31 protein-coding genes are annotated in these 25,287 nt (G+C 65.9%); 11 read left to right on the top strand and 20 right to left on the bottom strand.

All coding sequences use genetic code 11. The features are described 5' to 3' along the window. Positions 1 to 23: 23 nt before the first annotated feature. The 4 genes from AC3WTE_RS10735 to AC3WTE_RS10720 all read left to right on the top strand — a co-directional run bounded on the left by AC3WTE_RS10735 (position 24) and on the right by AC3WTE_RS10720 (position 2,700). Positions 24 to 1,175: an acyltransferase family protein gene (locus tag AC3WTE_RS10735; protein WP_492437457.1), complete on the top strand. Its 1,152-nt coding sequence runs from the start codon at positions 24 to 26 to the stop codon at positions 1,173 to 1,175. Between the two features lie 26 nt (positions 1,176 to 1,201). Then, complete coding sequence (locus tag AC3WTE_RS10730) at positions 1,202 to 1,702, top strand: UCP032817 domain-containing protein (protein ID WP_492437456.1); 501 nt, start codon at positions 1,202 to 1,204, stop codon at positions 1,700 to 1,702. Between the two features lie 43 nt (positions 1,703 to 1,745). Then, positions 1,746 to 2,363 carry a hypothetical protein gene (locus tag AC3WTE_RS10725; protein ID WP_492437455.1) on the top strand — a complete coding sequence of 206 codons (618 nt, stop codon included), beginning with the start codon at positions 1,746 to 1,748 and terminating at the stop codon, positions 2,361 to 2,363. 61 nt (positions 2,364 to 2,424) lie between these two features. Then, the gene (locus tag AC3WTE_RS10720) at positions 2,425 to 2,700 is read left to right on the top strand and encodes a hypothetical protein (protein WP_492437454.1); all 276 of its coding nucleotides are present in this window, start codon (positions 2,425 to 2,427) and stop codon (positions 2,698 to 2,700) included. A 10-nt stretch (positions 2,701 to 2,710) separates the two neighbouring features. On the opposite strand, the gene AC3WTE_RS10715 is transcribed toward AC3WTE_RS10720, so the two are convergent. From AC3WTE_RS10715 to AC3WTE_RS10685, 7 genes are all read right to left on the bottom strand, one after another. Beyond that, on the bottom strand, positions 2,711 to 3,394 hold the full coding sequence (locus AC3WTE_RS10715) for a sensor domain-containing protein (RefSeq protein ID WP_492437453.1): 684 nt from the start codon (positions 3,392 to 3,394) through the stop codon (positions 2,711 to 2,713). Positions 3,395 to 3,576: 182 nt separating this feature from the next. Then, entirely contained in the window at positions 3,577 to 4,218 is a 642-nt protein-coding gene (locus AC3WTE_RS10710; RefSeq protein WP_492437452.1) for an FKBP-type peptidyl-prolyl cis-trans isomerase, read from the bottom strand. Between the two features lie 10 nt (positions 4,219 to 4,228). Next, on the bottom strand, positions 4,229 to 4,843 hold the full coding sequence (locus AC3WTE_RS10705) for a class I SAM-dependent methyltransferase (protein ID WP_492437451.1): 615 nt from the start codon (positions 4,841 to 4,843) through the stop codon (positions 4,229 to 4,231). Positions 4,844 to 4,890: 47 nt separating this feature from the next. Continuing rightward, the gene (locus AC3WTE_RS10700; RefSeq protein WP_492437450.1) at positions 4,891 to 6,792 is read right to left on the bottom strand and encodes a transketolase; all 1,902 of its coding nucleotides are present in this window, start codon (positions 6,790 to 6,792) and stop codon (positions 4,891 to 4,893) included. A 35-nt stretch (positions 6,793 to 6,827) separates the two neighbouring features. Continuing rightward, positions 6,828 to 7,661: a DUF4436 domain-containing protein gene (locus AC3WTE_RS10695; RefSeq protein WP_492437713.1), complete on the bottom strand. Its 834-nt coding sequence runs from the start codon at positions 7,659 to 7,661 to the stop codon at positions 6,828 to 6,830. 55 nt (positions 7,662 to 7,716) lie between these two features. After that, complete coding sequence (locus AC3WTE_RS10690) at positions 7,717 to 8,229, bottom strand: DUF302 domain-containing protein (RefSeq protein ID WP_492437449.1); 513 nt, start codon at positions 8,227 to 8,229, stop codon at positions 7,717 to 7,719. Between the two features lies 1 nt (position 8,230). Next, a complete protein-coding gene (locus AC3WTE_RS10685) occupies positions 8,231 to 8,974 on the bottom strand; it encodes a DUF8737 domain-containing protein (protein WP_492437448.1) in 744 nt (247 codons plus the stop codon). 108 nt (positions 8,975 to 9,082) lie between these two features. Here AC3WTE_RS10685 and AC3WTE_RS10680 point away from each other — a divergent pair, with 108 nt between their 5' ends. Beyond that, positions 9,083 to 9,688, top strand: coding sequence for a TetR/AcrR family transcriptional regulator (locus tag AC3WTE_RS10680; protein ID WP_492437447.1), 606 nt, complete (start codon positions 9,083 to 9,085; stop codon positions 9,686 to 9,688). A gap of 15 nt (positions 9,689 to 9,703) precedes the next feature. Here the strand turns inward: AC3WTE_RS10680 and AC3WTE_RS10675 are convergent, their stop codons facing one another. The 8 genes from AC3WTE_RS10675 to AC3WTE_RS10640 are packed head-to-tail and all read right to left on the bottom strand — an operon-like array spanning position 9,704 to position 16,422. Beyond that, entirely contained in the window at positions 9,704 to 10,264 is a 561-nt protein-coding gene (locus tag AC3WTE_RS10675; RefSeq protein ID WP_492437446.1) for a cysteine hydrolase family protein, read from the bottom strand. Positions 10,265 to 10,321: 57 nt separating this feature from the next. Next, on the bottom strand, positions 10,322 to 11,020 hold the full coding sequence (locus tag AC3WTE_RS10670; protein WP_492437445.1) for a hypothetical protein: 699 nt from the start codon (positions 11,018 to 11,020) through the stop codon (positions 10,322 to 10,324). Next, positions 11,017 to 11,928, bottom strand: a complete 912-nt coding sequence (locus tag AC3WTE_RS10665; protein ID WP_492437444.1) for a vWA domain-containing protein — start codon at positions 11,926 to 11,928, stop codon at positions 11,017 to 11,019. Before AC3WTE_RS10665 ends, AC3WTE_RS10670 begins: the two co-directional genes overlap by 4 nt. Beyond that, the gene (locus AC3WTE_RS10660; RefSeq protein ID WP_492437443.1) at positions 11,925 to 12,872 is read right to left on the bottom strand and encodes a hypothetical protein; all 948 of its coding nucleotides are present in this window, start codon (positions 12,870 to 12,872) and stop codon (positions 11,925 to 11,927) included. Before AC3WTE_RS10660 ends, AC3WTE_RS10665 begins: the two co-directional genes overlap by 4 nt. Further along, on the bottom strand, positions 12,872 to 13,348 hold the full coding sequence (locus AC3WTE_RS10655; protein WP_492437442.1) for a hypothetical protein: 477 nt from the start codon (positions 13,346 to 13,348) through the stop codon (positions 12,872 to 12,874). Before AC3WTE_RS10655 ends, AC3WTE_RS10660 begins: the two co-directional genes overlap by 1 nt. After that, positions 13,335 to 14,207, bottom strand: a complete 873-nt coding sequence (locus AC3WTE_RS10650; protein WP_492437441.1) for a DUF58 domain-containing protein — start codon at positions 14,205 to 14,207, stop codon at positions 13,335 to 13,337. Before AC3WTE_RS10650 ends, AC3WTE_RS10655 begins: the two co-directional genes overlap by 14 nt. Positions 14,208 to 14,214: 7 nt before the next feature. Further along, entirely contained in the window at positions 14,215 to 15,216 is a 1,002-nt protein-coding gene (locus AC3WTE_RS10645; RefSeq protein ID WP_492437440.1) for an AAA family ATPase, read from the bottom strand. A gap of 24 nt (positions 15,217 to 15,240) precedes the next feature. Continuing rightward, positions 15,241 to 16,422: a zinc-dependent alcohol dehydrogenase gene (locus tag AC3WTE_RS10640; RefSeq protein WP_492437439.1), complete on the bottom strand. Its 1,182-nt coding sequence runs from the start codon at positions 16,420 to 16,422 to the stop codon at positions 15,241 to 15,243. 134 nt (positions 16,423 to 16,556) lie between these two features. On the opposite strand from AC3WTE_RS10640, the gene AC3WTE_RS10635 reads away from it, so the two are divergent. The 3 genes from AC3WTE_RS10635 to AC3WTE_RS10625 all read left to right on the top strand — a co-directional run bounded on the left by AC3WTE_RS10635 (position 16,557) and on the right by AC3WTE_RS10625 (position 18,867). Continuing rightward, positions 16,557 to 17,048: a flavin reductase family protein gene (locus AC3WTE_RS10635; RefSeq protein WP_492437438.1), complete on the top strand. Its 492-nt coding sequence runs from the start codon at positions 16,557 to 16,559 to the stop codon at positions 17,046 to 17,048. Between the two features lie 28 nt (positions 17,049 to 17,076). Beyond that, positions 17,077 to 17,445 carry a zinc ribbon domain-containing protein YjdM gene (locus tag AC3WTE_RS10630; protein WP_492437437.1) on the top strand — a complete coding sequence of 123 codons (369 nt, stop codon included), beginning with the start codon at positions 17,077 to 17,079 and terminating at the stop codon, positions 17,443 to 17,445. A 147-nt stretch (positions 17,446 to 17,592) separates the two neighbouring features. Further along, positions 17,593 to 18,867: an HNH endonuclease gene (locus AC3WTE_RS10625; protein WP_492437436.1), complete on the top strand. Its 1,275-nt coding sequence runs from the start codon at positions 17,593 to 17,595 to the stop codon at positions 18,865 to 18,867. Positions 18,868 to 18,882: 15 nt separating this feature from the next. Here the strand turns inward: AC3WTE_RS10625 and AC3WTE_RS10620 are convergent, their stop codons facing one another. Both AC3WTE_RS10620 and lpqN read right to left on the bottom strand, forming a co-directional pair. Continuing rightward, a complete protein-coding gene (locus AC3WTE_RS10620; protein ID WP_492437435.1) occupies positions 18,883 to 19,209 on the bottom strand; it encodes a hypothetical protein in 327 nt (108 codons plus the stop codon). Positions 19,210 to 19,216: 7 nt separating this feature from the next. Next, positions 19,217 to 19,900, bottom strand: coding sequence for an envelope biogenesis lipoprotein LpqN (gene lpqN / locus AC3WTE_RS10615; protein ID WP_492437434.1), 684 nt, complete (start codon positions 19,898 to 19,900; stop codon positions 19,217 to 19,219). Between the two features lie 171 nt (positions 19,901 to 20,071). Here lpqN and AC3WTE_RS10610 point away from each other — a divergent pair, with 171 nt between their 5' ends. Together AC3WTE_RS10610 and AC3WTE_RS10605 are read left to right on the top strand one after the other, a co-directional pair. Further along, positions 20,072 to 21,058 (top strand): NAD-dependent epimerase/dehydratase family protein, encoded by a 987-nt coding sequence (locus AC3WTE_RS10610; protein WP_492437433.1) that lies wholly within the window; start codon positions 20,072 to 20,074, stop codon positions 21,056 to 21,058. A 129-nt stretch (positions 21,059 to 21,187) separates the two neighbouring features. Further along, on the top strand, positions 21,188 to 21,970 hold the full coding sequence (locus tag AC3WTE_RS10605; protein ID WP_492437712.1) for a polysaccharide deacetylase family protein: 783 nt from the start codon (positions 21,188 to 21,190) through the stop codon (positions 21,968 to 21,970). Positions 21,971 to 22,061: 91 nt separating this feature from the next. Here AC3WTE_RS10605 and AC3WTE_RS10600 read toward each other — a convergent pair whose 3' ends face one another. Beyond that, positions 22,062 to 22,250, bottom strand: coding sequence for a hypothetical protein (locus tag AC3WTE_RS10600; RefSeq protein WP_492437432.1), 189 nt, complete (start codon positions 22,248 to 22,250; stop codon positions 22,062 to 22,064). A gap of 7 nt (positions 22,251 to 22,257) precedes the next feature. Here AC3WTE_RS10600 and AC3WTE_RS10595 point away from each other — a divergent pair, with 7 nt between their 5' ends. Further along, positions 22,258 to 22,614, top strand: a complete 357-nt coding sequence (locus tag AC3WTE_RS10595) for a lipoprotein LpqH (protein WP_492437431.1) — start codon at positions 22,258 to 22,260, stop codon at positions 22,612 to 22,614. A gap of 3 nt (positions 22,615 to 22,617) precedes the next feature. On the opposite strand, the gene AC3WTE_RS10590 is transcribed toward AC3WTE_RS10595, so the two are convergent. Next, the gene (locus AC3WTE_RS10590; RefSeq protein ID WP_492437430.1) at positions 22,618 to 24,120 is read right to left on the bottom strand and encodes an amino acid permease; all 1,503 of its coding nucleotides are present in this window, start codon (positions 24,118 to 24,120) and stop codon (positions 22,618 to 22,620) included. Beyond that, positions 24,120 to 25,205: a Glu/Leu/Phe/Val dehydrogenase dimerization domain-containing protein gene (locus AC3WTE_RS10585; protein WP_492437429.1), complete on the bottom strand. Its 1,086-nt coding sequence runs from the start codon at positions 25,203 to 25,205 to the stop codon at positions 24,120 to 24,122. Before AC3WTE_RS10585 ends, AC3WTE_RS10590 begins: the two co-directional genes overlap by 1 nt. Positions 25,206 to 25,287: the final 82 nt, after the last annotated feature.

Raw genomic sequence — 25,287 nt, 5'->3', positions numbered from 1 at the left:
CGGTTCTCGGGCACACTGTGCGCATGAGTGCACGTGCCGCCGAGCCCGTGAGCGGAACCCGCGGGTTCCTGCCTGCGGTCGAGGGGCTGCGGGCCGCCGCGGCCTTGGGCGTGGTGCTCACGCATGTGGCGCTGCAGACGGGTTACACCGACGGCGTCGTCGGCCGGTTGCTGGCCCGCTTCGACCTGGCGGTGGCCGTGTTCTTCGCGTTGTCCGGGTTCCTGCTCTGGCGTGGCCACGCCGCTGCGGCGCACGGGCTGCGGTCCGATCCCGAGGCGGCGCCCTACTACCGTTCTCGGCTCGTCCGGATCATGCCCGCCTACCTGCTCACGGTGGTCGCGGTGCTGACCCTGCTGCCGGACGCCCACGGTGCCGACCGGACGGTGTGGATCGCGAACCTGACCCTCACCCAGGTCTTCATTCCGAAGACACTGATCGCCGGGCTCACGCAGATGTGGAGCCTGTCGGTCGAGATGGCGTTCTATCTCGTGGTACCGCTGTTGGCGCTGACGGTCGCGAAACTGCCACTGCGCCTGCGGGTTCCGGTGATCGCCGGCGTCGCCGTGCTCAGCTTCGGCTGGGGTTATCTGCCGATCCCGGCGTACCACGGGGCCAACCCGCTGAACTGGTTGCCGGCCTACGCCTCGTGGTTCGCCGTCGGGATGTTGTTGGCAGAGTGGATGTTCCGGCCCTACGGCTGGCTGCATCAGTTGGCCCGGCAGCCCACCATCCTGATGATCGTCGCCGCCCTGGCCTTCCTGGTCGCGGCGTCTCCGCTGGCCATGCCGGGTGGGCACCACCACGCCACGCTCGGCCAGTTCATCGTGCGGACGGCTCTGGGGGCCGTCATCGCCGGCGCGCTGTTGGCGCCGTTGGTCCTCGGCGCTCCGGACGATCGACACCGGGTGCTGGGGAGTGCACCGATGGTGACGCTGGGCCGCTGGTCGTATGGCCTGTTCCTGTGGCACCTGGCCGCGTTGGACATGGTGCTCGGCATGGTCGGGCGGACGACGTTTCCGGGGGCGCTGCCGGTGGTGATGGTCTTGACGACGACGTTCGGATTCGCGGTCGCCGCGGTGAGTTATGCGCTCCTGGAGGAGCCGTGCCGGTTGGCGCTGCGGCGCTGGGAAGCCCGGCGGCAGACTCGCATGCCGGTGCGGACAGCTCTCGGCTAGCTGTCGCCACGACCTACAGTTGCAGGGTGCGATTCAAGCGCCAAGGGCCGCTCGACCAGATGAATGCCGCGGTGGCGGATCTCGAACTGCCCACCGCAGTCTTCAAGACCTGCCCGTGGCAGCCGCGGGATCTTGTCGAGGAGGGCCTGCGGCAGTGGTTGCGGTGTTGCGGGGCGGCCATGCGGGACGGGCAGGTGATCGGGATGCCGTCGCACGCCGTCGATGAGGCCTGGCATGGCTTCATCCTGTGCACTGCAAGGTATTCCGCGTTCTGCGACGCTGCGTACGGCCAGTTTCTGCACCATCACCCCGAGGGCGGGGCTCCCGCCGGTGCGGTGGTCGAGCCGATGCACGCGCAGCTCCGCCGCACGGTCATCGCCTGGGAAAAAGTCGCCGGGCCCGACGAAGTCTGTGTGCTGTGGGATCTCGACCATCGGGTCGGGGTCGACGAGCCGTGGGGTATCGCCGCGACTCGGGTCGACGAGATTCGGTCGGCCTACCGAGCTTTGCAGGTCCGAACGAGGTGACGGCGGGCCGCCCACGCGATAGCCTGAGCCGTTACGGAGGCCGGTGGAGAGGACGGACGAGCATTTGAAGACCGAGCGAGAGCGTTTCCGACCGCCTGTGATCGTCGGCGGCATACTGCTTGCCGGCGCGTTCGCGGTGGCCGGTCCGGCTGCGGCGGACCCCGCCACACCGACGACGCCCGCACCCGGCCAGCCGGTCGTGGAGCCGGCAGGCGGTCCCAGCGGCCCCGTCGCCGCGCCGCCGATGGGGCCGCCGACGGTGCCCGAGATCGAGAACCCGCAGTACGGCGCCGGCAACACGCCGGGCCAGTTCGGGTATATCCGGGACATCTGGCACACCTTCCACAGTGGCAACCCGCTCGAAGCGCTCACCATGGCGCCTGAGGAAGGGCCCGGGCCCCCGCCCGGTGCGGGACCGGCGCCGAAACTGCCTCCCGGCTTCATCTCGCTCAACGACCCGGCGTCGTCGAACCCGATCGTCGACACCGGACCCAAGACCGGTGGGCCCGCCCTGCCGCCGGGTTACTACCCGCTGAATGGCCCGCCGCCGCCCGGGTATTACGACCCGAAGCCGGGTTCCGCATCGCCGGCGCCCGCGCCTGATGGGCCTGATGCGACACCGCCGCCTGTCGCCGGATTCGTGCCCACCCCGTCGCACTGAGCATTCGGCATAATGTGATTACATATGCTAAGTAATCGCAGTCGACGTGGGGAGCAAGTGCATGACCTCGATCAAGAAAACCTTGTCTGCCGCCGCCATCGCGGGGTCGCTCGCGGCGGCGGCGCTCGGTTTCGGCATGCCGCTGGCAGCCGCTCAGCCGCCGCCACCGGCGCCCGGACAGGGTGAGGTTCCGCCGTCGTGGGCTCCGAAAAAGCCGGCCGAGGTTTGGGACGGTCAGCCCGTCGTGTGGACCTCGGCCTGGGGTGGTCGCTGGGGCGTCTGGATCAACGACAACTTCATCACCCTGACGTCGAACCCGGTCACCAACGGCGGTTAAACCGCCGGCGTCACCATCGCGCTGCGACGTTGGTGCCGATCTGGTTGGCGATCTGGACCGCCGTGTCCGCCGGATTGGCACTGCATGTGTTGATGTCGATGATGACGTTGTTCTTGTGTGCCAAGGCGCGGCCGCATGCCCAACCGGGTGCGGCCGCGTCTTGTTCTGTCGAGACCACGCTGAGGGTGTCGTGCGCATTCGTCATCGGCCCGACGGTCCACTGCGACTGACTCTGCGTGTGCGTGTAGTGCTTGCATGCCGGCCACTGCTGGGCTGACGTGTTGAAGAACTCCTGTGCCTTGTCCTGCGTCGGGAACAGCACCACCGCCTGCTTCAGGTAGTGCGTGAACTTGTCGCCGTCGTTCATGCTCTGCTCGCGCTCGGCCCAGAACCCGCTGCCCGCGTAGACCGTCGCTTCCGCAGCGCCGTCGATGACGAGGCACTCGGGCGGTGCCATCGTGCTGCTGTTGTCCGACATCGTGGCCTGGGCGCCGAGCACCGTCATGGCCGCCGATCCCATGGTCGCGTTCACCTGCTCGGGGTTCAGCAGCAGCCCGTCCAGTTCACGTTCGACCAGCGGCCGGGCCACCATCGGCGGCGTGGTCACCGGCACGGCCTTACCCGGGGTGCTGCCACATCCCGCGGTCAGAACACCAACCACGGCAACGGTGACTGTGGCGACTGAGCTGCGCATATATCCTCCCGTCGCGGCAGCGGCGACCTACTGACGTCCCGTGCTGTCCTCCGCAGCGCGGTACTTCAACATTTCTATTGTTGCGTCAATTGAGGTCGGGCCGCCGTTGCTCGACGGTGTTTCGCGGTAACGATGAACGATGTTCTTGATAACAGGTTCGCCGCGACGCCGCAGCCTGACGATCAGTTCGATACGTCGAGGATTTTGATCGCGAAGACCAGCGAGTCGCCCTTCTCGATGCCGGCACTCGGCTGGCCGTCGGGGTAGCCGTCGGCAGACGTCATCGCGACGGCGACGGTGGAGCCCACCTTCTGACCGGCGATGGCCTTCTGGAAGCCGGGCACCACGCGCATGAGCGAGAAGGTGGCGGGGGCGCCGCGGTCATAGGCGCTGTCGAACTTCGATCCATCGCGACCGTTGAAGCCCGCGTAGCAGACGGACACCGTCGCGGTTTCCGGGACGACGGGCCCGGTGCCGGCCTTCAGTGTCTGCACCTGCGTCTGGTTGACGCTGAACGGGCCCTTGACGGTGACGACGGGCGCCGTGGTGTCGGTGGATCCGGTGACGGCGACGCTGCCGGTGGCCCCGTTGAGCGTCCACTCGGGCGAACCGGCCTGTCCCTCGGCCATCGGGCAGCTGCGGGCAGCTGCTGTCGACGAGTTGTCCAGGGCGGTCGCCGGGGACGGGGTTGTGGTGACCAGCGGAGCCTGGGTGGTGGTCGCGGCCGCGGGTTTGTCGTCGGAACCACATGCGGTGAGGGCGACGGCGAGTGATGCGGCGCAGGCGGTCAGTGCAACGGAGGAAGACACGCGGGAGAGGTTCACCGGTGTCACGCTACCCGGGCGGGATCGGGATGAGGACTGCGACCAAGAAGTCGGATTTATCGGTGAACAGCCGCAGATCCCAGGTGGACAGCAGCAGGTCCGGGGTGAGGCCGGCTTGGCTGGCGTCCTGGAAGAACTGACCGAACTCGTAGTCACGGCCCGCGCCGAAACCGATCACCACGCGGCCGTCGTCGGCCAGGTGCGCGCGCAGCCGGGAGAGCACCTGCACCCGGGTACTCGGGGCGACGAACGTCATCACGTTGCCGGCGGACACGATCAGGTCGAACGGCTCGGCGATGCCGCGAGCCGGCAGATCGAGTTCGGCGAGGTCGGCTACCAGCCAGCGGGGTCCGGGGTGGTCCTCCTCGGCGGCCGCGATGAGTGCAGGGTCGACGTCCACCCCGACCACGTCGTGGCCGGCCGCAGCGAGGTATCCGCCGACCCGGCCGGGGCCGCAGCCGGCGTCGAGAATCCGCGCGCCGCGGGAGGCCATCGCGTCGATCAGGCGGGCTTCGCCCACGAGATCCTCACCGGCGCGAGCCAATGCCCGAAACCGTTCGATGTACCACTGCGAGTGGCCAGGATCGGCTTCGACTTTCTGCATCCACAGGCTCTGCTCGACCATGCGTCCATTGTGGCAAGCCCGAGTTGCACCGGCTGACGGCGTCCCGATCAACGCGGCGTACTGCCGACGACGCTCTTGGCGATCAGCATTGTCGCGGCCTCCCGGATGTGGTCCGCGTCGATGCCTGCCCAGGCGAGCAACTCGGGCGCAGTCCCGGACCCGGGCATCCCGCGAACCGCCAGATGTGCGAGACGAATATCGGTCACATCATGAGCGGTGAGGGCGTCAAGAACCGCCGACCCGAGTCCGCCCTCGGGGTGGTGGTCCTCGGCGACAACGACGCGGCCACCGGTGGCGCTCAGGGCTGCGGCGACGGTGGCGGCATCGATCGGCTTGATCGAGTAGCAGTCGATGACCCGAGCGGTGATGCCGTCGCTGGCCAGTTGGGTTGCGGCGCTGAGGCATTCGTGCACCGTCACGCCGGCGCCGATCAGTGTCACGTCGTCGGCGTCGGATAGGCGCAGGAGCTTCGCGCCGCCCACCGGGAACTCCTCGGTGGCGTCGTACAGCACGGGGTAGGCACCGCGGGTGGTGCGTAGATAACAGATGCCTGGTGTGGCGGCCATCGTCTGCACCAGCGCGGCGGTGCTGGTGGCGTCACTCGGATACAGCACGACGGCATCGTGCACGGCACGCATCATCGCGAGGTCCTCGAGCGCCATCTGCGACGGGCCGTCCGCGCCGATTTCGACACCGGCATGCGAGCCGACGAGGTTCAGGTTCGCTCTCGAGATGGCGCCCATGCGGATGAAGTCGTAGGCCCGCGTCAGGAACGCGGCGAACGTGGACGCGAACGGGATGTATCCACGGACGCTCAGGCCGGTGGCCGCGGCCACCAGCTGCTGTTCAGCGATGAACATCTCGAAGTAGCGGTCGGGGAATGCCCGGGCGAATTCGCCCGCATGGGTGGAATTTCCGACCTCGCCGTCGAGCGCGACGACGTGGCGATTGTGACTGCCGGCGCACACCAGCGCGTCGCCGTATGCCTTACGGGTGGCGACGGTGTCGCCGAGTTGGTAGGTCGGTGCCGGCACCGGCTCGATCGCACCCCAGCCGTCACCCGGTTGGGGCGTCGGCGGAGTCGGGCCGCGCACGATCAGCCTGCGCTGTCCGCCGAGTTCGGCGATGGCCCGCTTTGCCATGTCTTCCGGGAACGGCTTGCCGTGCCAGTCCGGGCTGTCCTCCACCTCAGAGAAGCCTTTGCCTTTGATGGTCTTGGCGATGATCACCGTCGGGCGGTCCACCGCCTCTGGCGCCGCGACGCTTGCCATCGCTTCATCGATGGCGGTGAGGTCGTGGCCGTCGATGACAAGACTGCGGGCCCCGAAAGCCTGGCAGCGCCGCTCGTACGCGGCGATGTTCCAGCCGAGGTCCGTCGGGCCGCGCTGTCCCAACCGGTTCACGTCGATGATGGCGATCAGATTGTCCAGCTTGTAGTAGGACGCCTTGTCGAGGGCTTCCCACATGGAGCCTTCGGCCATCTCGCTGTCGCCGCAGAGCACCCAGGTGCGGTAGGGGGGGCCGTCGAGGTACTTACCGGCAAGGGCGACACCGACCCCGTCCGGCAGTCCCTGGCCGAGGGAGCCTGTCGCGACGTCCACCCACGGGAGCACCGGGGTGGGGTGTCCTTGCAGGCGGTGCCCGAACCTGCGGTAGCCGGTCATCAACTCGTCGTCGGTGATCGCTCCGACGGCTGCGAAGACCGAATACAGCAGCGGCGAGGCGTGCCCCTTCGAAAAGATGAGGTGGTCGTTGGTGACGGCGGACGGGTCGCGCCAGTCGTACCGCAGATGGCGCGCGACGAGGACGGCGATGAGATCCGCTGCCGACATGCTCGACGTGGGATGACCGGATCCCGCGCTGGTACTCGACCGGATTGAATCCACCCGGAGGCGAGCGGCAACTTCGGCCACGGTGTCCATGGGGGTGGGCGGCGGTGTGGTGGTCACGGGAAGCTCATACCCGATGTGGGGCTCAGTACACCCTATTCGGGCTTGAGATGCCGCCACCAGCAGGTGATGTAAAGACTCATCGACGCCACCAACGTCACGATCACCCACAGCACGACGGACACGTCGATCCATGTTCCGATGGGTGGCGCGTCGGGCAGCGCGTTGCGCAATGGCACCACAGCGAAAAGCATTGCGGCAAACCATGTCGTCATCGGCGGCTGGAACTTGCGGCGGTTGCGTGCGGTCTGGATCGCCACGACCGCGCCCAGCACGGCAATCGTGACGAGTGCGCCGACAAGCACCGCGGCGAACGCTGCTGTGCTCGGTGAGCGCTGCGTGTCGACGCGATAGACGCCCGGTACGGCGCCGTTCCCGTCAGTCGGAATGTGGAACATCCAGCCCGGCACACGATCGAAAAATGCGGGCGCCACGCGGATCGGTACGTGCGAGGCGCCACGGAACAGTTCGACGGTGATCGGGCCCGATCGGTAGTGATCGAATGGGTAGCCGCCAGGGTCTCCGGACAAGATCAGCGCGACGGGGAAGACGTCGGGCACCATGCCTTTCGTCCACGTGCGGCGCGTGGGTGTCACTGCGGATTGCACTGCGACACTGAGGTCTTCGAGCAGCCCATGGGTTTGCGGGTCCAGTAGCGCGGGCCCGGGCACCACCGTGACGTTGGCGACCATGTCGCCTTTGACCGCATGGACCTCGTTCAGGTCGATGGTCACGGTGGTGCCGTCTGCTGTCGGTATCGGTCCGCTGACCCGGCTCGGGTGTCCCAGTCCGGTACTCGCATACAGCGCAATCGTCGTGATGTACACCGCGATGACGACCACCACGCCAGCGATTACCCGGACCTTCATCGACGACCCCTCCCATGGCACTGGCAGGAGTGTAAATTAGTTTCGCGTCGACTGTTCAGATCGCGTCGAGCTCGGCTGGGACGGTCACTTCCAGCAGGCGCAGCAGGGCGGCGATCTTGGCGTCGAGTCGCGACCCGATCTCGGCGATCCGGCTATCGCCGAAACTCCCGAATCTGGTCGACGGCTGGTCGACGCTCAGATGCACAGCGCCATCGGAATCTTCGTAGATGGCCACGCGCATCGGTGCGTAGAGCATGATGCCGGGATCGTGGCGGAACATCGTCTCGGCGATCACATTGTTTCCCACCAGGTACGTCACGGCGCGCGCTCGGTTCCCGGCCAGCATCATCATCGGCGTCGCATCCAGGGTCCAGAAGTTGACGAAAAAATGCGGTGCGTGCGCTGCGGTGTACTGCTGCACCGCGGCGAGGTCGCCTGTTCCGATGACTGCGGTGAGCTCTGCGAAATCGATTGTGGGAACCAGGCGTTCGAAATTCTGACGCAGGCCCTCGAACGTGTCGCCGGTGCCGAGGACGAAGCGATTGACCTGGTGGGCAATGGTGGTCATGTCAGGCTCCAACCAGGGCGGGCTCGGCCTTCGCGGACGCGGAAGCTGCGAGCTTGAGCTTGCGCAACGACACGATGTGCAGCGCCGCAGCGAGTGGGACCAAGGTGGTCGGAATCAGGACCAGTGGCAGCAGAGCGATCTGCTCGGTGGATGGCGACAACTGAAGAATATGTGCCAGGCCCGGCGCCGCGGTGACGCCGAGTGCGGTCGCGACCACGAGGTCCAGCAGGCCCAGAACGTTGAACCACGCCAACCGGCGGTTGACGCGCCCGTGCCGGAGCTCGCGGGCGAGGTAGATTGCGCCCAAACCGATTGCGATATCACCCAATCCGGCGGGCAGTGCGAATCCGGCCGGTAGGTCACCCAGCGCCATGACGATCAAGAAGGCGGCCCCTTCCACCCGGAAGATCTGAGCGACGGCCAGCCACCATTGCGTGTCCGGTTGATCGAGGATTCGCGACACCACAGGTACCCGGGTTGCCAGCAAGACCGCCACGAGGGGCACCACCATGGCCAGGGCCAGCCACGGCTCGACCTTCGCCGGCGCGAATCGATACACGCCGGCTCCGGCCAGCGCGGAACTCGCGAAAACCCAAGCCAGCCAGGATGTTCCGAACGCGAACGCGACGGTGACTGCAGCCCGACGTCCCGAGCCGGTGGCGACAGCACCATGGAACAACATCGCGATGATTGTTGCGACGGTGCCGGCTGATCCGGCCACCACAATCGCCCATGCATAGCCCATGACGTTCTCCTGATCTGTTGATTTCGTCGAACACTTGGTTAGTTTCCGAACAGCATGTTCAATTGAAGGGAGCAGGCCGAAATTCCGTCAACAACCAATGGGGGCGAGATGTCCACAACCGAACATGGCACGAAATATGTTCGGAATTCCGGTGAGCGACGTGCGGCAGCCGGTGACCGGCGGGTCAGGCGCACCCGCAAGCTGCTCCATGCGGCGTTCCTGGAACTCGTCGTGGAAAAGGGCTATGACAAGACCACCATCCAGGACATTCTCGACCGCGCCGACGTCGGCCGCTCGACGTTCTACGTCCACTTCCGTGACAAAGAAGCGCTGCTGACGGCGAGTTTCGATGAGATGCGTGATCAGCTCGAGGAGGCGCTCTCAGCGATTCCGATGTCCGGTGTCGTCGACGTAACCTTGCCTGCAACAATGCTTTTCGGTCACGCTCACCGGCATCAACAGATCTACCGCGCATTGTGCGGCCGGCACGGTGGTGACGTGGTCCAGCGTCACTTGAGGCATCTGATCGGCGACGTGCTGCGTAAGCACCTGCAACCCCAATTCGCCTCGGCGGCGTCGGCGGTGCCTGCCGAAGTGGCCGCCGAATTCCACACCTCGGCGACGCTCGGGCTCCTGGCGTGGTGGATCGACCACGACTTCTGCAACGGCCCCCAATGGCTCACCGCGGCGTACCGCACGCTGGCGCTGTCCTGATCTCTCGCCCGTCAGCTACGCCGGGTGTCTCGCACTGCTGGGTAGGCACCGCGCGGAGTCCACGATCTCGGCATCCATGTTCCGCTGCATCATGGTGAGTGCCGCTTTCCCGAGTTCCGGGTCGATATGAGCGACCGCATCGGCCGGGACCACGACGTTGTAGTGCCGCAGGTAGCCGTCGAGTGCGCTGTAAAGGATGCACTGTTCGGTCACTTGGCCGGTGAGAATCAATGTGCTGACGCCGAGCCGCCTGAGCAGATAGTCGAGTGCAGTCGCATAGAACACGCTGTGCCGCACCTTGGTCACGAAGACGTTCCCGTCCATCGGCACAAGAGGTCGGACCAACTCCGGGTAGCGCCCGGCGAGCGCGATATCGACGATGCCCTGGCGGCCGGCACTGAAGTCTTCGTGGTTGTCGTTGACGTACACGACCTCGACACCGTTATGTGCGCGAGCCGCTGTGAGCAGCTGTTGCAGGGGATCGAGAATCTCCGCGACGTTCTGCGCCAGTTCATCGCCATCGGCGTGCTGGTAGTCGTTGAACATGTCGATGATGAGCAGAGCGGTATCACTCATCACCGGTGCATACCCGCAGTGGCCCGTCGGCACACCTGGTCGCCGCAGCTGGGCACCTCACTGTGCCCCGTCACGCAGGATCTGTTGCAGCCCACGCAAAGGGTCGTTCCGATCAGGGGCCGGCCGGGGTGACTGCAGCGCCGACGTCACGTTTCCCGCCGCGGGTGGTGCTGCCGGCGGCAGGGCTTCGGGTCGCGGGGGCGGGGGCACCGCAGCGGGCCGGGCTGCTGCGGTTAGTTTGGCTTCCAGGCGAGGCAGCGCTTCTGCGCGGACCCGGCGGCGTTGGGGCTCCGTGTCGGCGTTGTCTGCGAAGCAATTGGCGGGCGCACTGGTGACGACGCCCTTGGCCGCGGTGTACTGGCGGACAGCGCTGTCATGGTCGGCAGCTGCCGCAGCTCGATCGCCGAGCGTTTCCCGTACCAGTTCGAGATTTACCCGGGCCGGGCATGACTCGGCGGGCGCGGTATGGGCCAAGGCTTGGCTGAAGTCGCGGTCAGCGTCGTGGAGCTGATTCCGCAGCACCGCGAGGGCACCACTGGCGTAGAACGTCCGGGCCGGCTCGACGACGTCGAACAGGCGCAGGATCGCAACATCATCGGATAGTGCTGCGGTGTCACGGTGTGCGTAGTGGTCGGCCGCAGAATTGCCCACCACAGACACAGAAGCCAGTTTGAGGGCGACGATCAGCACGGCCACCACCACTGGCGCGGAGCCGAGCAGTAGTCGGCGGCGTAGCCATCGTCGGTCGCTGTTCACAGCCGGACTCGATCCAGTCGGGTGCGGGCGACTTCGCGCAACACGAGATACAGCTCGATGAGAATGAGGATGGCGGCAGGTCCGGTGAGCGCCCAATAGAGTTCTGTCCCACTGCTGGCGCGGCGGGTGTCTTGTTGGACCGGCGCCGGCGGTTCCGCGAGCGCTTCGGTGGGAATGGATGGGCCGGTGCGTTGTACGTACTGCACTCCGATCTGTTCGGCGACGGACTGCAGTGACGGTATCCCGTCGCTGCCGTAGCCGAGCACCGCGCCACCGGCGACGGAATTGTCCGGCAGCTCGAATTCTCCTTGTGGCGTGCGTCCTTTCGGCGTGCCCGCGCCGAGGTAGTAGACGAGATTCTCGGCCTGCGGGTACTGCTGGGCAGCGCTGAGCAGCTGATAGCGCAGTACCGTGCTCGCGGCGCCGGCATCGGTGGCTGCCGCGTCGGGCGCCGCATAGGTCGCGGCTGCGGTAACCACCGGCTTCAGACTCCAGGAATCTGCCGACAGCGGCCATTCCAGCCGCGGTCCCGACGCGAAGCCGATGACCGCGAATCGGGCCTTGGGATAGTGATCGATCAACTGGGTCACGTCGGAATTTACTTGAGCCGCAGGTGAATTTCCATCAGGACCAGGAGCCGCCATCTCGGGTGAACGGTCGATGACCAGGAAGACATTCGGCTCGCGGGCGTCGGCGGGGTCTTGCGCTGAGGCGGTGGCGCCGAGCACCGGACGCATGGCTGCGGCCATCAACAGGAGCGCGGCGACACTGAGCCCCGTCCAGCGCCACAGCGCCGAACGAGAGGTTGCGCCGCGAGTCAGGCGCCACCAGGCGGCGGCCCGAGTGGCGACGAGTGTTGCGGCCAACAGCACCAGCAGCACCGGCGGCAAGACCGGATTCAGTGTCATGGCCGGACCGCCAACCATCCCGACCAGACCGCCACCAGCAGCAGGGCGGTCAGCAGCGCGATGTCAGGGGTCTCAGCCGGGTTGGTGGTCACGGATCGGGTGCTCGCCTGGGGCGGATGGCTTCTGACATCGCGTAGCGCCGCGGTGACATCCGCATCAGCGGGATAGGACCGGCCACCGGTATCGCGCACGAGCGTGTCAATCGAACCGGCTCCGGTTCCGACGACGAGTGCGTTGATCTGAATGCCGCCTGTGGCTGCGAGGTCTCGAAGCCGGTTGCCGCTGAACATCTGAGCGTCACTTTGTGCGGAGGTGTCCGGTCCGACGTAGACGAGGGATCGCGGTTGCGCCGATTTGGTCGTGAATGAGGGAAACCCCGTCATGCACAGGGCGAGTAGATCATCGACGCCTGGGACGTAGTCGGTGTACGACACCGGCGCGACGAACGGTTCCGCATCATTGCGGCGCTGGTCGTGCGCGTATGCGGTGAATTCCGCTGCGGCGTACTGATAGTCGCGCGTCAGCGGGATGACGCGCCGATTCGCCGATGTCAGACCGATCCGCTCGGTCCCGAATTCGCGAACCGAATCGGCAAAGAACTGCAACGCCTTGCTCACCGTGGCATCGGTCACCGGTGCGCCGACACAGACCATGATGTCTTGTGGCGCAGCAGCGTCGGATCGGCGCGCCAGCGACGGCATGCCCGTCGGCCGCGCCGTCGCCAGGACGGCACCGCAAAAGCCCACCAGGAGAAGCACGATCGCCGACCACACCGTGATCGTGTTCCGGCGCCGTGCGCGGCGGTACTCGGGCAACCTGGTGAGACGGCTGGTGTTGGCGAGCGGGATCAATGCGCCGGGCCGGCTCCGGTGCGGCCAGAGCAGGGCGAAGGCCACACCGGCCGCGAGCGCGACGCAGCCGGTGATCACAGCAGCCCACCACATCAGTCCCATTGCATGATCAGCCCTTCAGCGGCTGCGCATGCCGCAGCGACGTCGACATCAGAGCGCGGATTGAACTGCACATCGACGAGTTCGGACAGCAGTGGTGCGGCATCACCCACGGGGCTCGCGGCAATGGCCCCGAGGTGCATGTACTGCACCCGCACGCCGGTCACCGACTGGAGGAACCTGCGCACCGCGCGGCTCAGTGCGGCCCCGGCTGCCGGTGCCGGCACATCACCCGAGCCATACCGTTTGGCAATGGCTCGGATGTCGCGCACTGCGCGGAGCTTGATCACTTCGCCCTTGACGACCCGGATCAACCGCGCATCGGCGAACCGCCGAGTCGGCGTCGTCGCGATGAACAGCCATGAATACCAGGCGATCACCAGGAGTACCAGCACAGCGGCGACCCACGGCCACCACGCGGAGTAGGGCGTGGGGTCCATCACGTACCGCAGCAGATCATCGTCTGGCACGCCCGTACACCCCTGTCATCGCCGTGAGTGCAGTCCTGATCTCGGCACTGGCGTCGATCCGCGCATGCGGGATCCCCAGCTGGGCCATGAACTCTGAGAACTGCTGCGTGCGTTCGGATTCAGCCTTTCGATACGCTTTGTCGACGGCCTGGTCGAGCGCGGTGGGCGGCAACAGCAGGCGACCGTCCGCGGTGTCGAAGCCTCGGCCGGTATCCGCACCGACAAGAGGCGACATATCGGTTACAGCGGCCCACAGCACGTCGTGCCGAGCCGCCAACGATCTCAGCACCTCGCGTAGTGAATCTGTGATGTCCGGCTCGTCAGAGACGATGAATACCAGTAATTGGTGTCGGTAATGCCTTGCCACCCAATTGAGTTGGACGAGTATGTCGCTGTGTCCGGGGCCGTCGGCGGCGAGCTGGCGATAGTGGTGCAGCATGCGCTCGATGTGGCTTTCCCCGCGTCGCAGCCGGATGTTGACGCAGCCACGTCTGTCGCCTGCGACCATTCCGATTTCATCGGAGCGGCGCAAGGTCACCAGACCGATCGCACCGATGACATGCATGACGATGTCTCGCTTCAATTCTCCCGAACCGGTGAGTGCCGCCACGTTCCGCCCCGCGTCGGCGACCACAAGGATTTTGTGGTGCTTCTCGGAGACGAACTGTTTGACCAGTGTGTGGCCAGACCGAGAACTGGCCTTCCAGTCGATGTCGCGGACATCGTCACCGGGAACGTATGGTCGCAACTCGTCGAATTCCAGGCTGCGGGTGTGGATCAGCGCGTAGTGGCCGCCCTCCAGCAGGCTGCCCGCATCGCGTCCGAAATGAGCCTTCGCGGCGTCGAGATATCTACCCATGTCGGCCTCACGGCACCGGGACCGTCTGCAGTACCGCGTCGACCACGACGTCGGGGCTGATCTGCGCGCTTGCGGCTTCGAAGCCGAGAATGAGCCGGTGCCTCAGCACGCGATGCGCGAGCAGTGAGATATCCTCGGGCACAACGTGTCCGCGGTCGCGCAGGAGCGCAAGTGCGCGTGCGGACCTGCAAAAGGCGATGGTGGCGCGCGGACTGGCGCCGTATTCGATGAGACGGGCCAGGTTCGGGGGCAGATGTTGGGCCGGCTCGCGTGTGACGCCGACCAACCGGCTTGCGTACGCGACGAGCGCGCGATCCAGATGGACAGAGCGCACGATCTCCTGCATGCGGCGGACGTCGTCGAGGGTTACCACGGGGGCCGCACGTTGCGTGCGGTCGTAACGCCCGGCGTCCATGCGGTCGATGATCTCGACCTCGTCGACGGTGGACGGATAAGCCACGAGTTCTTTGAGCATGAAACGGTCGGTCTGCGCTTCAGACAGGGGATAGGTGCCTTCCTGATCCACGGGGTTTTGCGTGGCGATGACGAGAAACGGCTCGGGTATCGGATATTCGACGCCGGCGATGGTCGTCTGACGTTCCTCCATCGCCTCGAGCATGGCGCTCTGCGTCTTGGCGCTCGAGCGGTTGACCTCATCGAGCAACACGATGTTGGCGTGCACAGGCCCCAACTGAGTGGTGAACGAGTTCGTGTCCGCCTCGTAGATCTGAGTACCGATGATGTCGCTGGGCAATAGATCTGGCGTGCATTGGATGCGTCGAAAGCTGCCACCGACGGCAGCTGCCAGTACCCGCGCCGCCGTGGTCTTGGCCAGACCGGGAACACTCTCGATCAGTAGATGTCCGCCGGCGAGCAGCGCGATGAGCATGGTTTCACGCAGCCGCTCCTGGCCCACCACCAGGTGAGAGAACGCGGATGCCACTGCGCCCACGATGTTTCGGGCCTCCGCGATGTCGCGTGGGCTGGGCTGCAGTCGGGAGAGTGTCATCGAACCTTCCACGTAGGGACGCCATCACGGTTTGAGCATCACCTTGACGGCACCATCCTGCTTCTTCTGGAAAATGTCGTAGGCGTGCGGCGCATCATCAAGGGGCAGAACGTGACTGGCGAATGTGTCGACGCCCAGTGGATCATCGTCGCCGAGCAGCGGCAGGATGTCCTCGACCCACTTCTTCACATTGGCCTGGCCCATCCTCAGCTGTACCTGCTTGTCGAACAGGGTGAGCAGGGGCAACGGATCGGACATGCCGCCGTATACGCCGATCAGCGATATGGTGCCGCCTCGTCGGACGATGTCGATCGCCGAGTAGAGCGCATCCAGCCGATCCACCCCGAAGTTCTGCATCATCGGTTTGGCCAACGCGTCGGGCAGTGTCGCCGTCATCCGCTGCAATGTCTGTGCCACCGGCGAACCATGGGCCTCCATGCCCACCGCATCGATCACGGAGTCGGTGCCGCGGCCGTCGGTCAGCGTTCGAATGGTGTCGCCTATGGTGCCGTCCACCGCGTTGAGGTCGACGGTGTGAATACCGCGTTCCGCCGTGCGCGCCAGCCGTTCCGGAACGCGGTCGACGCCGATCACTCGATAGCCGAGGTGGTGGGCGATCCGGGCACACATGTCGCCGATCGGTCCCAGGCCCAGGACAGTGACGCTGCCGCCTTCGGGAATGTCGGCGTAGGCGACCGCTTGCCAGGCGGTGGGCAGCACGTCGGACAGATACACGAATCGCGAATCCGGTGGTCCCTCAGGCACTTTGATGTGGGTGAATTGTGCCTGGGGCACCCTGAGATACTCGGCCTGGCCGCCCGGAACCTGGCCGTACAGTTCCGAATAGCCGAACAACGCCGCGCCTTTTCCATGGTCGCGAACCTGCGTTGTCTCGCATTGCGTGTAGAGCTGGTGGTTGCACATGTAGCAGTGCCCACAGGAAATCTGGAACGGCACCACAACCCGGTCGCCGACGGCCAACCCGTCGACGCCGCTGCCGACTTCGCGGACGATGCCCATCGGCTCGTGCCCGAGGATGTCGCCCTCGTGCATGAACGCCCCGAGCACCTCGTACAGGTGCAGGTCCGACCCGCAGATGTTCGTCGATGTGACTTCGATGATGGCGTCGGTCGGTGCGTGGATCTCGGGGTCCGGCACCGTGTCGACCCGAACATCTCGTCGGCCATGCCAAGTAACGGCCTTCACGGCAAGACTCCTATCGCTGATTCCGACCATCGCCGGGGTGCGTGGACGGTTTGCAAGAATCCAGCTGTGGCTACCCCAACAGCGGTATCCCAAAACCCAAGGCGTCGCGCCATGTCCTGCTCGGAGAACCGGTGATGAAATCAAGCAGCGCTTTCGACGACTTCGTCGACCTGTTGGACTATCCGATGTTCGTGGTCACGGCCCGGGCCGATGGCCGGATGGGCGGATGCCTGGTCGGTTTCGCCACCCAGGCCAGCATCGACCCGCCGAGGTTCCTGGTCGGCTTGTCTCGTCAGAACCACACGACCTCGATCGCGCGCGCGGCCACCCATCTCGCGGTTCATGTGTTGCCGCGCGAGGACGTGCCGTTGGCCGAATTGTTCGGCGGGGAGACGGGTGATGCCGTCGACAAGTTTGAGCAATGCGACTGGTATCTCGGACCGGAAGGGACCCCGATTCTCGCGGCAGCGATGGGGTGGTTCGTCGGCGAGATCGTGCAGAGATTCGACATGGGGGACCACGTCGGTCATCTACTGGTACCGGTGACGGGATCCGCGGCCAACGCCGGGCGCCGGCCCGTGTACTTCACCGACGTGAAGGACCTCAGCCCGGGGCACGGGGCGTAGCCCGATTGCCGAGCGCGACAATTGTCGGATGACGGAAACTGCCGCAACGCCCCCATGCCCTGAATGTGCCAGTGAGTACACCTACGAGTCCGGAGCGCTCTACGCCTGCCCTATGTGCGGCCATGAGTGGGCTGAGGGCGACAACGGGGAGGGCGACACCGACAGCGGGCGCGTGGTCAAGGACGCCGTCGGCAACGTACTGGTCGACGGCGACACCGTCACGCTCGTCAAGAGCGTCAAGGTGTCGGGTGGCGGCGGCGGTGCCATCAAGGTGGGCACCAAGGTTCGTGGCATCACGCTCATTACCGACGGTGTCGGCGATCACGACATCGATGCCAACGTGCCGGGTTTCGGTCGCCTCCAGCTCAAGTCGAGCGTCGTCAAGAAGTCCTCCTGAGTCCGATTCGCCGAGGGCGTTGTACAGCACGATGCTCGTGGCGACGCCCGTATTTGTCCATGAGCTTGTCTGCCAAACAGTCGGGACCCCCACCTTGGGCGGACGCGTTGTGGCGCCGTGTCGGGGGTGCGGTGTACGTTCGAACGTATGAGCGAACGTTTGGTGGACCCCGGCGCCGGTGAGGGGTTGTTGCTGGGTCGTATCGCCGAGCTCGAGCGGGTGAAAGCGGCTGCGGCGGCCGAGCAGGCGCGGCTGGCGGCCGCGGTGGAGGCGTGGCGGATCGAGGAGGCGCGTGCGGGTGGTCCGCGGGTGTCGCGGGCCGCATTGGGCTCGGAAATTGGGTTGGCGCGGCAGGAGTCCCCGCATCGGGGTGAGCGGTTGATGGCGATGGCCCGGATTTTGGTGGCGGATATGCCGTGCACGCTGGCAGCACTGGAGGCGGGTGTGCTGTCGGAGCATCGGGCGGAGCTGATCACCAAAGAGGCGGCGTGTTTGTCGGTGTTGGATCGTCAGCTTCTGGACGTTGAACTGTGTGCGGACCCGGCCCGCTTGGCGGGGTTGGGGAACACGCAGGTTTCGGCGGAGGCGGCGCGGATCGCCTATGAGTTGGATCAGCAGACGATGGTGGAGAAGATGACCCGGGCGCGGGCTGCGCGGCATGTGCGGTTCCGGGTGGGCCCTGACGGCATGATGTCGATGTCGATGACGGTGCTGCTGCTGGCTGCGCAGGGTCAGCTGGTGCGCCAGACACTCGCGCGTGAGGCGGCTTCGGTCGTGGCGGCGGGGTCGGGGCGCAGTCGTGCGCAGGTCATGGCGGACGTCGTGGTGGAGCGGGTCACGGGCCGCAATCCGGTCGAGTCGCCCGTGCCGGTGACGGTCAATCTGGTGCTCTCGGATCAGACGCTGCTGGCCGGGGGCGAGGAGCCCGCGCAGTTGGATGGCTATGGGCCCATTCCGGCGGTGCTGGCTCGCGACCTGGTGCTGGCTGCGGCCGCTGATGAGAAGGCGGGGGCAGCGGTGCGGCGGTTGTATGCCCAGCCCGGCACCGGCAAGTTGGTGGCGATGGAATCGAAGGCGCGGGCGTTTCCGAAAGGCTTGGCGCGGTTCATCGCGTTGCGCGACCAGATTTGTCGGACCCCGTACTGCAACGCGAGGATTCGGCACACCGACCACGTCACGCCGCATGTCAAGAGTGGGCCGACCAGTGCGCACAATGGGGATGGGCTGTGTGAGCACTGCAATTACGTCAAAGAAGAACCCGGCTGGCAGGCGGCCGCGAGTTACGACCGGTACGGCCGGCACACGATCGCGCTGACTACGCCTTCGGGAGCGGTCTACACCTCAACGGCGCCACCGACGCCGGAGGGATTGCGCATCTTCACCCGCGATGTCCACATCGCGCGCATCAAACCCGCCGCCTAGTCAATCAACCGGCGACTACGGCCAGGTGCCGGGTCGTGGCGCCGGGCCGGCCGGCGGAGCGGGACGCAGTGCTGCACCGGGCGCAGGCGTGTTCTGCAACGCGCCCAAACACAGGCCGAGTCGTCCTGGCAGACAAGGGATGTTGCCCGAACCGCCATAGCTGTTGTTGGGTTGGTTCTGCGACCAGCAGATGCCGGTACGGGGATCGAGGATGGTCCCGCCCGCGCACGGAGCGGTCGACGCCGTCGGCGGACTGTCCCACGGGGCGGACAACAAGAGCATGCCGCTGCAGATGGATACCGTCAGGAAGTTGGACGACCGTAACCGCAATTTCATGGTCATGTTCTCCCTATGCGGTGATTTTGGTCTGGGCTTCGATCACGTCGGCGGCATCGATCACGACTTGTTCCTGGCCCTGGAGAGCATCTGCATTGAGCTGCAGGACAAACAGTGCATCTTTGGCGGGAATGATCACCGTTTTCTGCGCGACGACCCGTGCCTTGCCGTTGTAGGTGTAGGTACCGGCTGACTGGATTGCTTCAAAGCCGCTCAGCGAGCTCTTTTCCGGTTCGCCGAGGGGCTTGAAATCTGGCAGGTTTTCCAGCTGGCCGGGGGCGTACTTCAGGATCATCGCCGGATCAACCTTGCCGGTCAGCTTCGAAGCGATGGCGATCATTGTTGGCGGATCGCTGGGGTCGGCCGCTTTGTCGTAAACGATTGCGCCGTAGGCCCAAGCCGGGGTTTTGTCCCCGGCGCTACTCCAGCCCGGCGGGAACGGAAAGTCGAAGTCCGGTGTGCCGGGTTGGTTGGGTTTGAACGGTGTCTCGGCGATGTTGTTCTCGGTGATGTAGTCGTTGATCGTCTTGTTGGGGCCGGCAACCTGCGGCCTGGAAGGCGCTGTCGCGCTGGGCGATCCAGGCGAGGAGGGCACGCTTGGCGGTCCCGACTCGGTTCTGGTCGAGGTGCTACATCCGGCGAGCGCGATCGCCACGGCCGCCAGCGCCACCGTCGCAGTCGTCAGCACATTGGTCATCGGCCTGCAACTCCTCGCGTCGCCTTCTCTACGCGTGAGCGTAGTCATCGATTGACGGATGCGTCAGATTATTGACCGCCGAGTCATCCCGGCGGCCCGGCGCCCTTCCGGCCTGTTTGCTGCCGTACTAGCGTCAGGGCAGCGGCAGTTCACTTCGGAGGGGTAGGTGTCATGCGGGTTCTGGTCACTGGCGGTACCGGTTTTGTCGGCGGTTGGAGCGCGAAAGCCATTGCCGACAAAGGGCATTCGGTCCGATTCCTGGTCCGCAATGCCGCCCGGCTGCAGACGAGCGTTGCCAAGCTGGGTGTCGATGTCACGGACCACGTGGTCGGCGACATCACCGATCGGGACTCGGTGCTGCGCGCCTTGGACGGGTGCGATGCGGTGCTGCATGCCGCGGCGCTGGTTGCCACTGATCCCAACCAGACGGCGCAGATGCTGAGTACCAACATGAACGGTGCGCGCAACGTGCTCGGCGGCGCCGTCGAACTCGGCCTGGATCCGATCATTCACGTATCCAGCATCACGGCGCTGTTCAATCCCGACGTCGACAAGCTCGACGCCGACCTGCCGGTGTTCGGCGGTACCGACGGCTACGGCCGGTCCAAGGCCCAGGTCGAGATCTACGCCCGTGGGATGCAGGACGCCGGTGCACCCGTGAACATCACCTATCCCGGCATGGTGATGGGTCCGCCCGTCGGTAACCAATTCGGTGAAGCCGGAGAGGGGGTGGCCCAGGCACTTCAACTCGGTGCGATTCCTGGTCGGAGCGCCGCGTGGACTGTGGTCGACGGGCGGGATCTGGCCGACCTGCACGCGGCGCTGTTGGAACCCGGAAAGGGGCCACGTCGCTATATGGCCGGCGGCCACCGCATCCCGGTGGACGAGTTGGCTCGGCTGCTGAGCGAGGTCGGAGACAAGACCATGCTCTCGGTTCCGGTTCCCGATACGGTCCTGCGAATCGCTGGGCAACTGCTCGATCGGCTGGGCCCGTTCCTGCCATTCCAGACTCCGTTCACCGAAGCCGCCATGCAGTACTACACCCAGATGCCGGACTCGGACGATACGCCGAGCGAGCGCGAACTGGGCATCACCTACCGCGACCCACGAATCACTCTGGCCGACACGGTCGCCGGGCTCCGCGCGCTCAACCGCTGAGTCGACACATTCCCCAGTTCTGCGATTGCCAGGAACTGCTGATAGTTTGCGGCCGTGTCCGTGCTGAACCGCAGAGCCTTCCTGGCCGGTCTCGGGGCAGCCATCACGATTCCCCCCGCTGTGGCGACCATCGAGGTCGCGCGTACAGCGCTGGCCACTGCGGTTACCGCGCCCCACGCCGCGGCCTCGGCGGCGCAGACGCCGGAACTCGCCAGGACCGCGGTCAGGCAGGGCATGACGGCGCTGCTGCCGCCACCACCGCCCGCGGCACGCGTCGCGCTGCCCGGCAGCGGCGTGCTGAGCGTTCTCCCGGGGCAGGGCGATCTCCTGGCCCTGACCGTCGACGACGGCGTCGACAGTGACGTCGTGCGGCTGTACACCCAGTTCGCGAAGGACACCGGCATCCGGCTGACGTTCTTCGTCAACGGCTCTTATCGGTCGTGGACCGACAACGCGTCCCTGTTGCGGCCGCTGGTCGAATCGGGCCAGATCCAGCTGGGTAACCACACCTGGTCGCATCCGGACCTCACCACGCAGTCGCCGGCGCAGATTGCCGACCAGATCCAGCGCAACCATGCGTTCCTGTCCAACACGTACGGGGTGGATGCGCGTCCGTATCTGAGGCCGCCGTACGGCCGGCACAACGCCGCTGTACGGGCCGTCGCCGCCGACCTCGGCTACACGCTCACCACCATGTGGACGGGTTCCTTGGCGGACTCGACGGTCATCACCGAGGACTACATCGTGAAGATGGCCGACACGCATTTCCGGCCGCAGAACATCGTTCTCGGCCACCTCAATCATGCCCCGGTGACTCACGTCTTCGATCGGCTCGCCGACGTCGTCCGGAGTCGCAACCTGCGGACGGTCACTTTCAACGACGTCTTTCTCCCCAACCACCCGACGCCATAGACCTTGTCGCATCTGGCGAGTCGCATCTGGAGAAAAGAAATGCGCCGACCCGTTCAACGGCGTAGAAGTTGTGGAGCCGGATTGGTGACGACTAAAGGGGTTCGATGGTGAGGCAACGGGTTGCGATCGGTGCGGTCGGCACTGCGGTCTTCGTCGGGTTCGCCGGAGTCGGCTGCACAAATGAGAAGCCGTCGTCGGAGCAGCCGAGTTCGACCAGCAGCTCGACCAGCAGCACTACCAAGGCCACGTCTTCGACGTCCAGCACAGCTGCTTCGCCCACGGCGTCCGTGTCCGGCAATCCGCCGCCCGGTCAGGCCGAGGTGACCGTCGACGGTGTGCGACAGAACATCACCGGCAATGTGGTCTGCACCAATGCGGTCGGTAATTTCAACATCGCCATCGGCCAGAAGGTCTCAGGTGTGGCGGTGGTGCTGACGCCGGATGCCGCGACCGTGCATTCGGTGATCCTGGGCAACGTCAATGGCGTCATTCTCGGCTACCAGCAGGGTATGTCGGGTGGTCAGGCCACCGCGTCCAAGGACGGCAACACGTACACCATCAGCGGTAGCGCGACCGGGGTGACGGCAGCGCTACCGCCCGTGATGGTGACCAAGCCCTTCGAGATTCGGGTTACCTGCAGCTGAGCCTCACGCCGCGATCTGCGTGACGTTGCGGTCCTTGTGCGACTCGGGGCGTGGGCGCGTCATCATCGAGTGGGACCGGCCATAGGCGAAGTACAGCACCACGCCGATCGCCATCCAGATGAGGAACCGCAGCCAGGTCTCGACTTGCAGGTTCAGCATCAGCCACAGGCAGGACAGCGCGGCGAGGATCGGCACAACCGGTACGAAGGGCACGCGGAAGCCACGCTCGAGGTCGGGCCTGGTCCTGCGCAGGATCGGAACGCCGATCGCCACGAGGATGAAGGCGACGAGCGTGCCGATGTTGACCATTCCGGCGAGCGTGCCGAAGTCCACGAACGCCGCCAGGACCGCGCACACGACACCCACGATGACCGTCAGTCGCACCGGCGTGCCGTGCTTGCCGGTGTGCGAGAGGCGGCGGGGGAGCAGACCGTCGCGGGACATCGCGAACAAAACGCGGGTCTGCCCGAGGAACATGACCATCACGACGGTCGAGAGCCCGGCCAGTGCGCCGATCGAGATGATGTTCTTGGCCCAGGTGTCTCCGTGGAGTGCGAATGCCGTTGCAAGGGTGGACGTTTCACCTTGCAGTTGGGTGTAGGGCACCATGCCGGTGAGAACGAAAGACACCGCGACGTAGCAGACGGTGACGATGGCCAGCGCACCGAAGATGCCGCGAGGGACGTCGCGCTGCGGGTTACGGGTTTCCTCCGCGGCGGTGGCGACCACGTCGAAGCCGATGAAGGCGAAGAAGGCGATGCTGGCCGCCGTCAGCAGGCCCAGCCACCCGAAGCTCGTGCCGCCGGTGCCGGTGAGGAACGCCAGCATCGACTGATGCACGCCGTCGGCCTTCGCGGACGGCTGCGCGGCCGGGATGAACGGCGTGAGGTTCGAGGCCTTGAAGTAGGTGGCACCGACGACGAGGATCAGCACGATCACCGAGAGCTTGATCGCGACGGCGACAGCGGAAACCCGCGACGACAACTTGGTTCCGGTCGCCAGCAGGAACCCGACGATCGCGATGATCACCAGTGCGCCCCAGTCGAACTTGATGGACCCGAGATGCACGACCGGTGGCACCGCGCCGCCGAGCACTTCGCCGAGATATTGCGACCAGCCTTTGGCGACGACCGCCACCGCGAGCGCGAACTCGAGGATCAGGTCCCACCCGATGATCCACGCGACCAGTTCACCGAAGGTGGCGTAGGCGTAGGTGTAAGCGCTGCCGGCGACGGGCACAGTCGAGGCGAACTCGGCGTAGCACAGCGCGGTGAGCCCGCACGTGATCGCCGCGATGATGAACGCCACCGACACGGCCGGTCCCGCCATGTTGCCCGCGGTCTGAGCGGTAAGGGTGAAGATGCCGGCGCCGATGACGACGGCAACGCCGAAAACAGTGAGATCCCTTGCCGTCAGGTCTTTGCGGAGCTTCGAGTCGGGTTCATCGGTGTCCCGGATCGACTGCTCGACTGACTTGGTGCGGAACAGCCCGCCGCCGGCGCCCATCAGATGGCTCCGTCGAGCCGCTGTTCGGCGAACAGGTTCGCGGCAGCGCCGATGCTGATGCCCGTTTCGCGCGCGGCCGCGATGATGTCGCGGCAGCGGTCGAAGATGCGGCTCACGTCGGCTTCGACAGTCGCGCGTTCTGCGCCGTGCAACTCGCCGGCCACCTGGATGAGGCCGCCGGCGTTGGCGACGAAGTCAGGTACCCAGGTGATCCCGCGACGGCCGAGCAACAACTCGACGTCCGGGGTCGCGAGTTGGTTGTTTGCGGCACCGCAAATCAACTTCGCCTCGATGGTGTCAGCGCTCATAGGCGTCAGAGTAGCCCCGAGGGCACACGGAGCATAGACATCGACCGGGGCGTCGGCAACCGAATTGAGCAGGCGCACCGACGGGTACGCGTTCGAGAGGTGCTGCAGTGCCGCGTCGTTCACGTCGGTGGCGTAGACCTCCGCACCGTCGGCGAGCAGCAGGCCGATGAGTTCGCGACCCACCTTGCCGACGCCCTCGACCCCGACGGTCCTTCCCGCCAACGTTGCTGCGCCCCAGACGGATTCGGCACCTGCGCGCATGGCGTTGAAGACGCCCAGCGCGGTCAGGCGGGCGCTGTCGCCGGAGCCGCCCGCGGCGGCGCTGCGGCCGGTCACGTGCTCGGTGTACTTGCCCATGACGTCCAGGTCATCGGTGTTGGTGCCGACGTCACCCGCGGTGACATACCGTCCACCCAGGGTGTTGACGTAGCGGGCGAAAGCGGCGAACAGTGCTTCGCTCTTGTCGCTCGTAGGGTCGCCGATGATCACGGACTTGCCGCCGCCCAGGTTGACGCCGGCGGCTGCGGCCTTGTACGACATGCCCCACGACAGCCGCAGCACATCCTCGAGTGCCTCGAATTCGTCGGCGTACGGGTACATGCGGCAGCCGCCGAGGGCCGGTCCCAGGGCCGTCGAGTGAATGGCGATGATCGCCTTCAGGCCGGACTCGGCATCCTCGCAGAACACGACCTGCTCGTGGCTGCGGGAGCTCAACTTGTGCGAGCGACCGAATACTCCGGCTGGGGTGGACACCGGTGTGGTGGACACAGAGGTCACTACTACTTCCTTTCTGGTGCCGCATGTTTGGCGGCGTGGGTTGACACTGCCGTAGGTGTGGCGGCAGGACAGCTGGGTGGCC

The organism is Mycobacterium sp. FW102-FHT13B02, assembly GCF_058790275.1.
Note: the sequence above shows the minus strand (reverse complement) of the source record. Positions and strands in the feature narration are given on the sequence as shown.

Coding starts and splice junctions, on each gene's coding strand:
- AC3WTE_RS10735 (WP_492437457.1), top strand. CDS start 24: ATGAGTGCACGTGCCGCCGAGCCCGTGAGCGGAACCCGCGGGTTCCTG.
- AC3WTE_RS10720 (WP_492437454.1), top strand. CDS start 2,425: ATGACCTCGATCAAGAAAACCTTGTCTGCCGCCGCCATCGCGGGGTCG.
- AC3WTE_RS10715 (WP_492437453.1), bottom strand. CDS start 3,394: ATGCGCAGCTCAGTCGCCACAGTCACCGTTGCCGTGGTTGGTGTTCTG.
- AC3WTE_RS10705 (WP_492437451.1), bottom strand. CDS start 4,843: ATGGTCGAGCAGAGCCTGTGGATGCAGAAAGTCGAAGCCGATCCTGGC.
- AC3WTE_RS10695 (WP_492437713.1), bottom strand. CDS start 7,661: ATGAAGGTCCGGGTAATCGCTGGCGTGGTGGTCGTCATCGCGGTGTAC.
- AC3WTE_RS10690 (WP_492437449.1), bottom strand. CDS start 8,229: ATGACCACCATTGCCCACCAGGTCAATCGCTTCGTCCTCGGCACCGGC.
- AC3WTE_RS10685 (WP_492437448.1), bottom strand. CDS start 8,974: ATGGGCTATGCATGGGCGATTGTGGTGGCCGGATCAGCCGGCACCGTC.
- AC3WTE_RS10680 (WP_492437447.1), top strand. CDS start 9,083: ATGTCCACAACCGAACATGGCACGAAATATGTTCGGAATTCCGGTGAG.
- AC3WTE_RS10675 (WP_492437446.1), bottom strand. CDS start 10,264: ATGAGTGATACCGCTCTGCTCATCATCGACATGTTCAACGACTACCAG.
- AC3WTE_RS10665 (WP_492437444.1), bottom strand. CDS start 11,928: ATGACACTGAATCCGGTCTTGCCGCCGGTGCTGCTGGTGCTGTTGGCC.
- AC3WTE_RS10660 (WP_492437443.1), bottom strand. CDS start 12,872: ATGTGGTGGGCTGCTGTGATCACCGGCTGCGTCGCGCTCGCGGCCGGT.
- AC3WTE_RS10650 (WP_492437441.1), bottom strand. CDS start 14,207: ATGGGTAGATATCTCGACGCCGCGAAGGCTCATTTCGGACGCGATGCG.
- AC3WTE_RS10645 (WP_492437440.1), bottom strand. CDS start 15,216: ATGACACTCTCCCGACTGCAGCCCAGCCCACGCGACATCGCGGAGGCC.
- AC3WTE_RS10635 (WP_492437438.1), top strand. CDS start 16,557: ATGAAATCAAGCAGCGCTTTCGACGACTTCGTCGACCTGTTGGACTAT.
- AC3WTE_RS10630 (WP_492437437.1), top strand. CDS start 17,077: ATGACGGAAACTGCCGCAACGCCCCCATGCCCTGAATGTGCCAGTGAG.
- AC3WTE_RS10625 (WP_492437436.1), top strand. CDS start 17,593: ATGAGCGAACGTTTGGTGGACCCCGGCGCCGGTGAGGGGTTGTTGCTG.
- AC3WTE_RS10620 (WP_492437435.1), bottom strand. CDS start 19,209: ATGACCATGAAATTGCGGTTACGGTCGTCCAACTTCCTGACGGTATCC.
- lpqN (WP_492437434.1), bottom strand. CDS start 19,900: ATGACCAATGTGCTGACGACTGCGACGGTGGCGCTGGCGGCCGTGGCG.
- AC3WTE_RS10610 (WP_492437433.1), top strand. CDS start 20,072: ATGCGGGTTCTGGTCACTGGCGGTACCGGTTTTGTCGGCGGTTGGAGC.
- AC3WTE_RS10590 (WP_492437430.1), bottom strand. CDS start 24,120: ATGGGCGCCGGCGGCGGGCTGTTCCGCACCAAGTCAGTCGAGCAGTCG.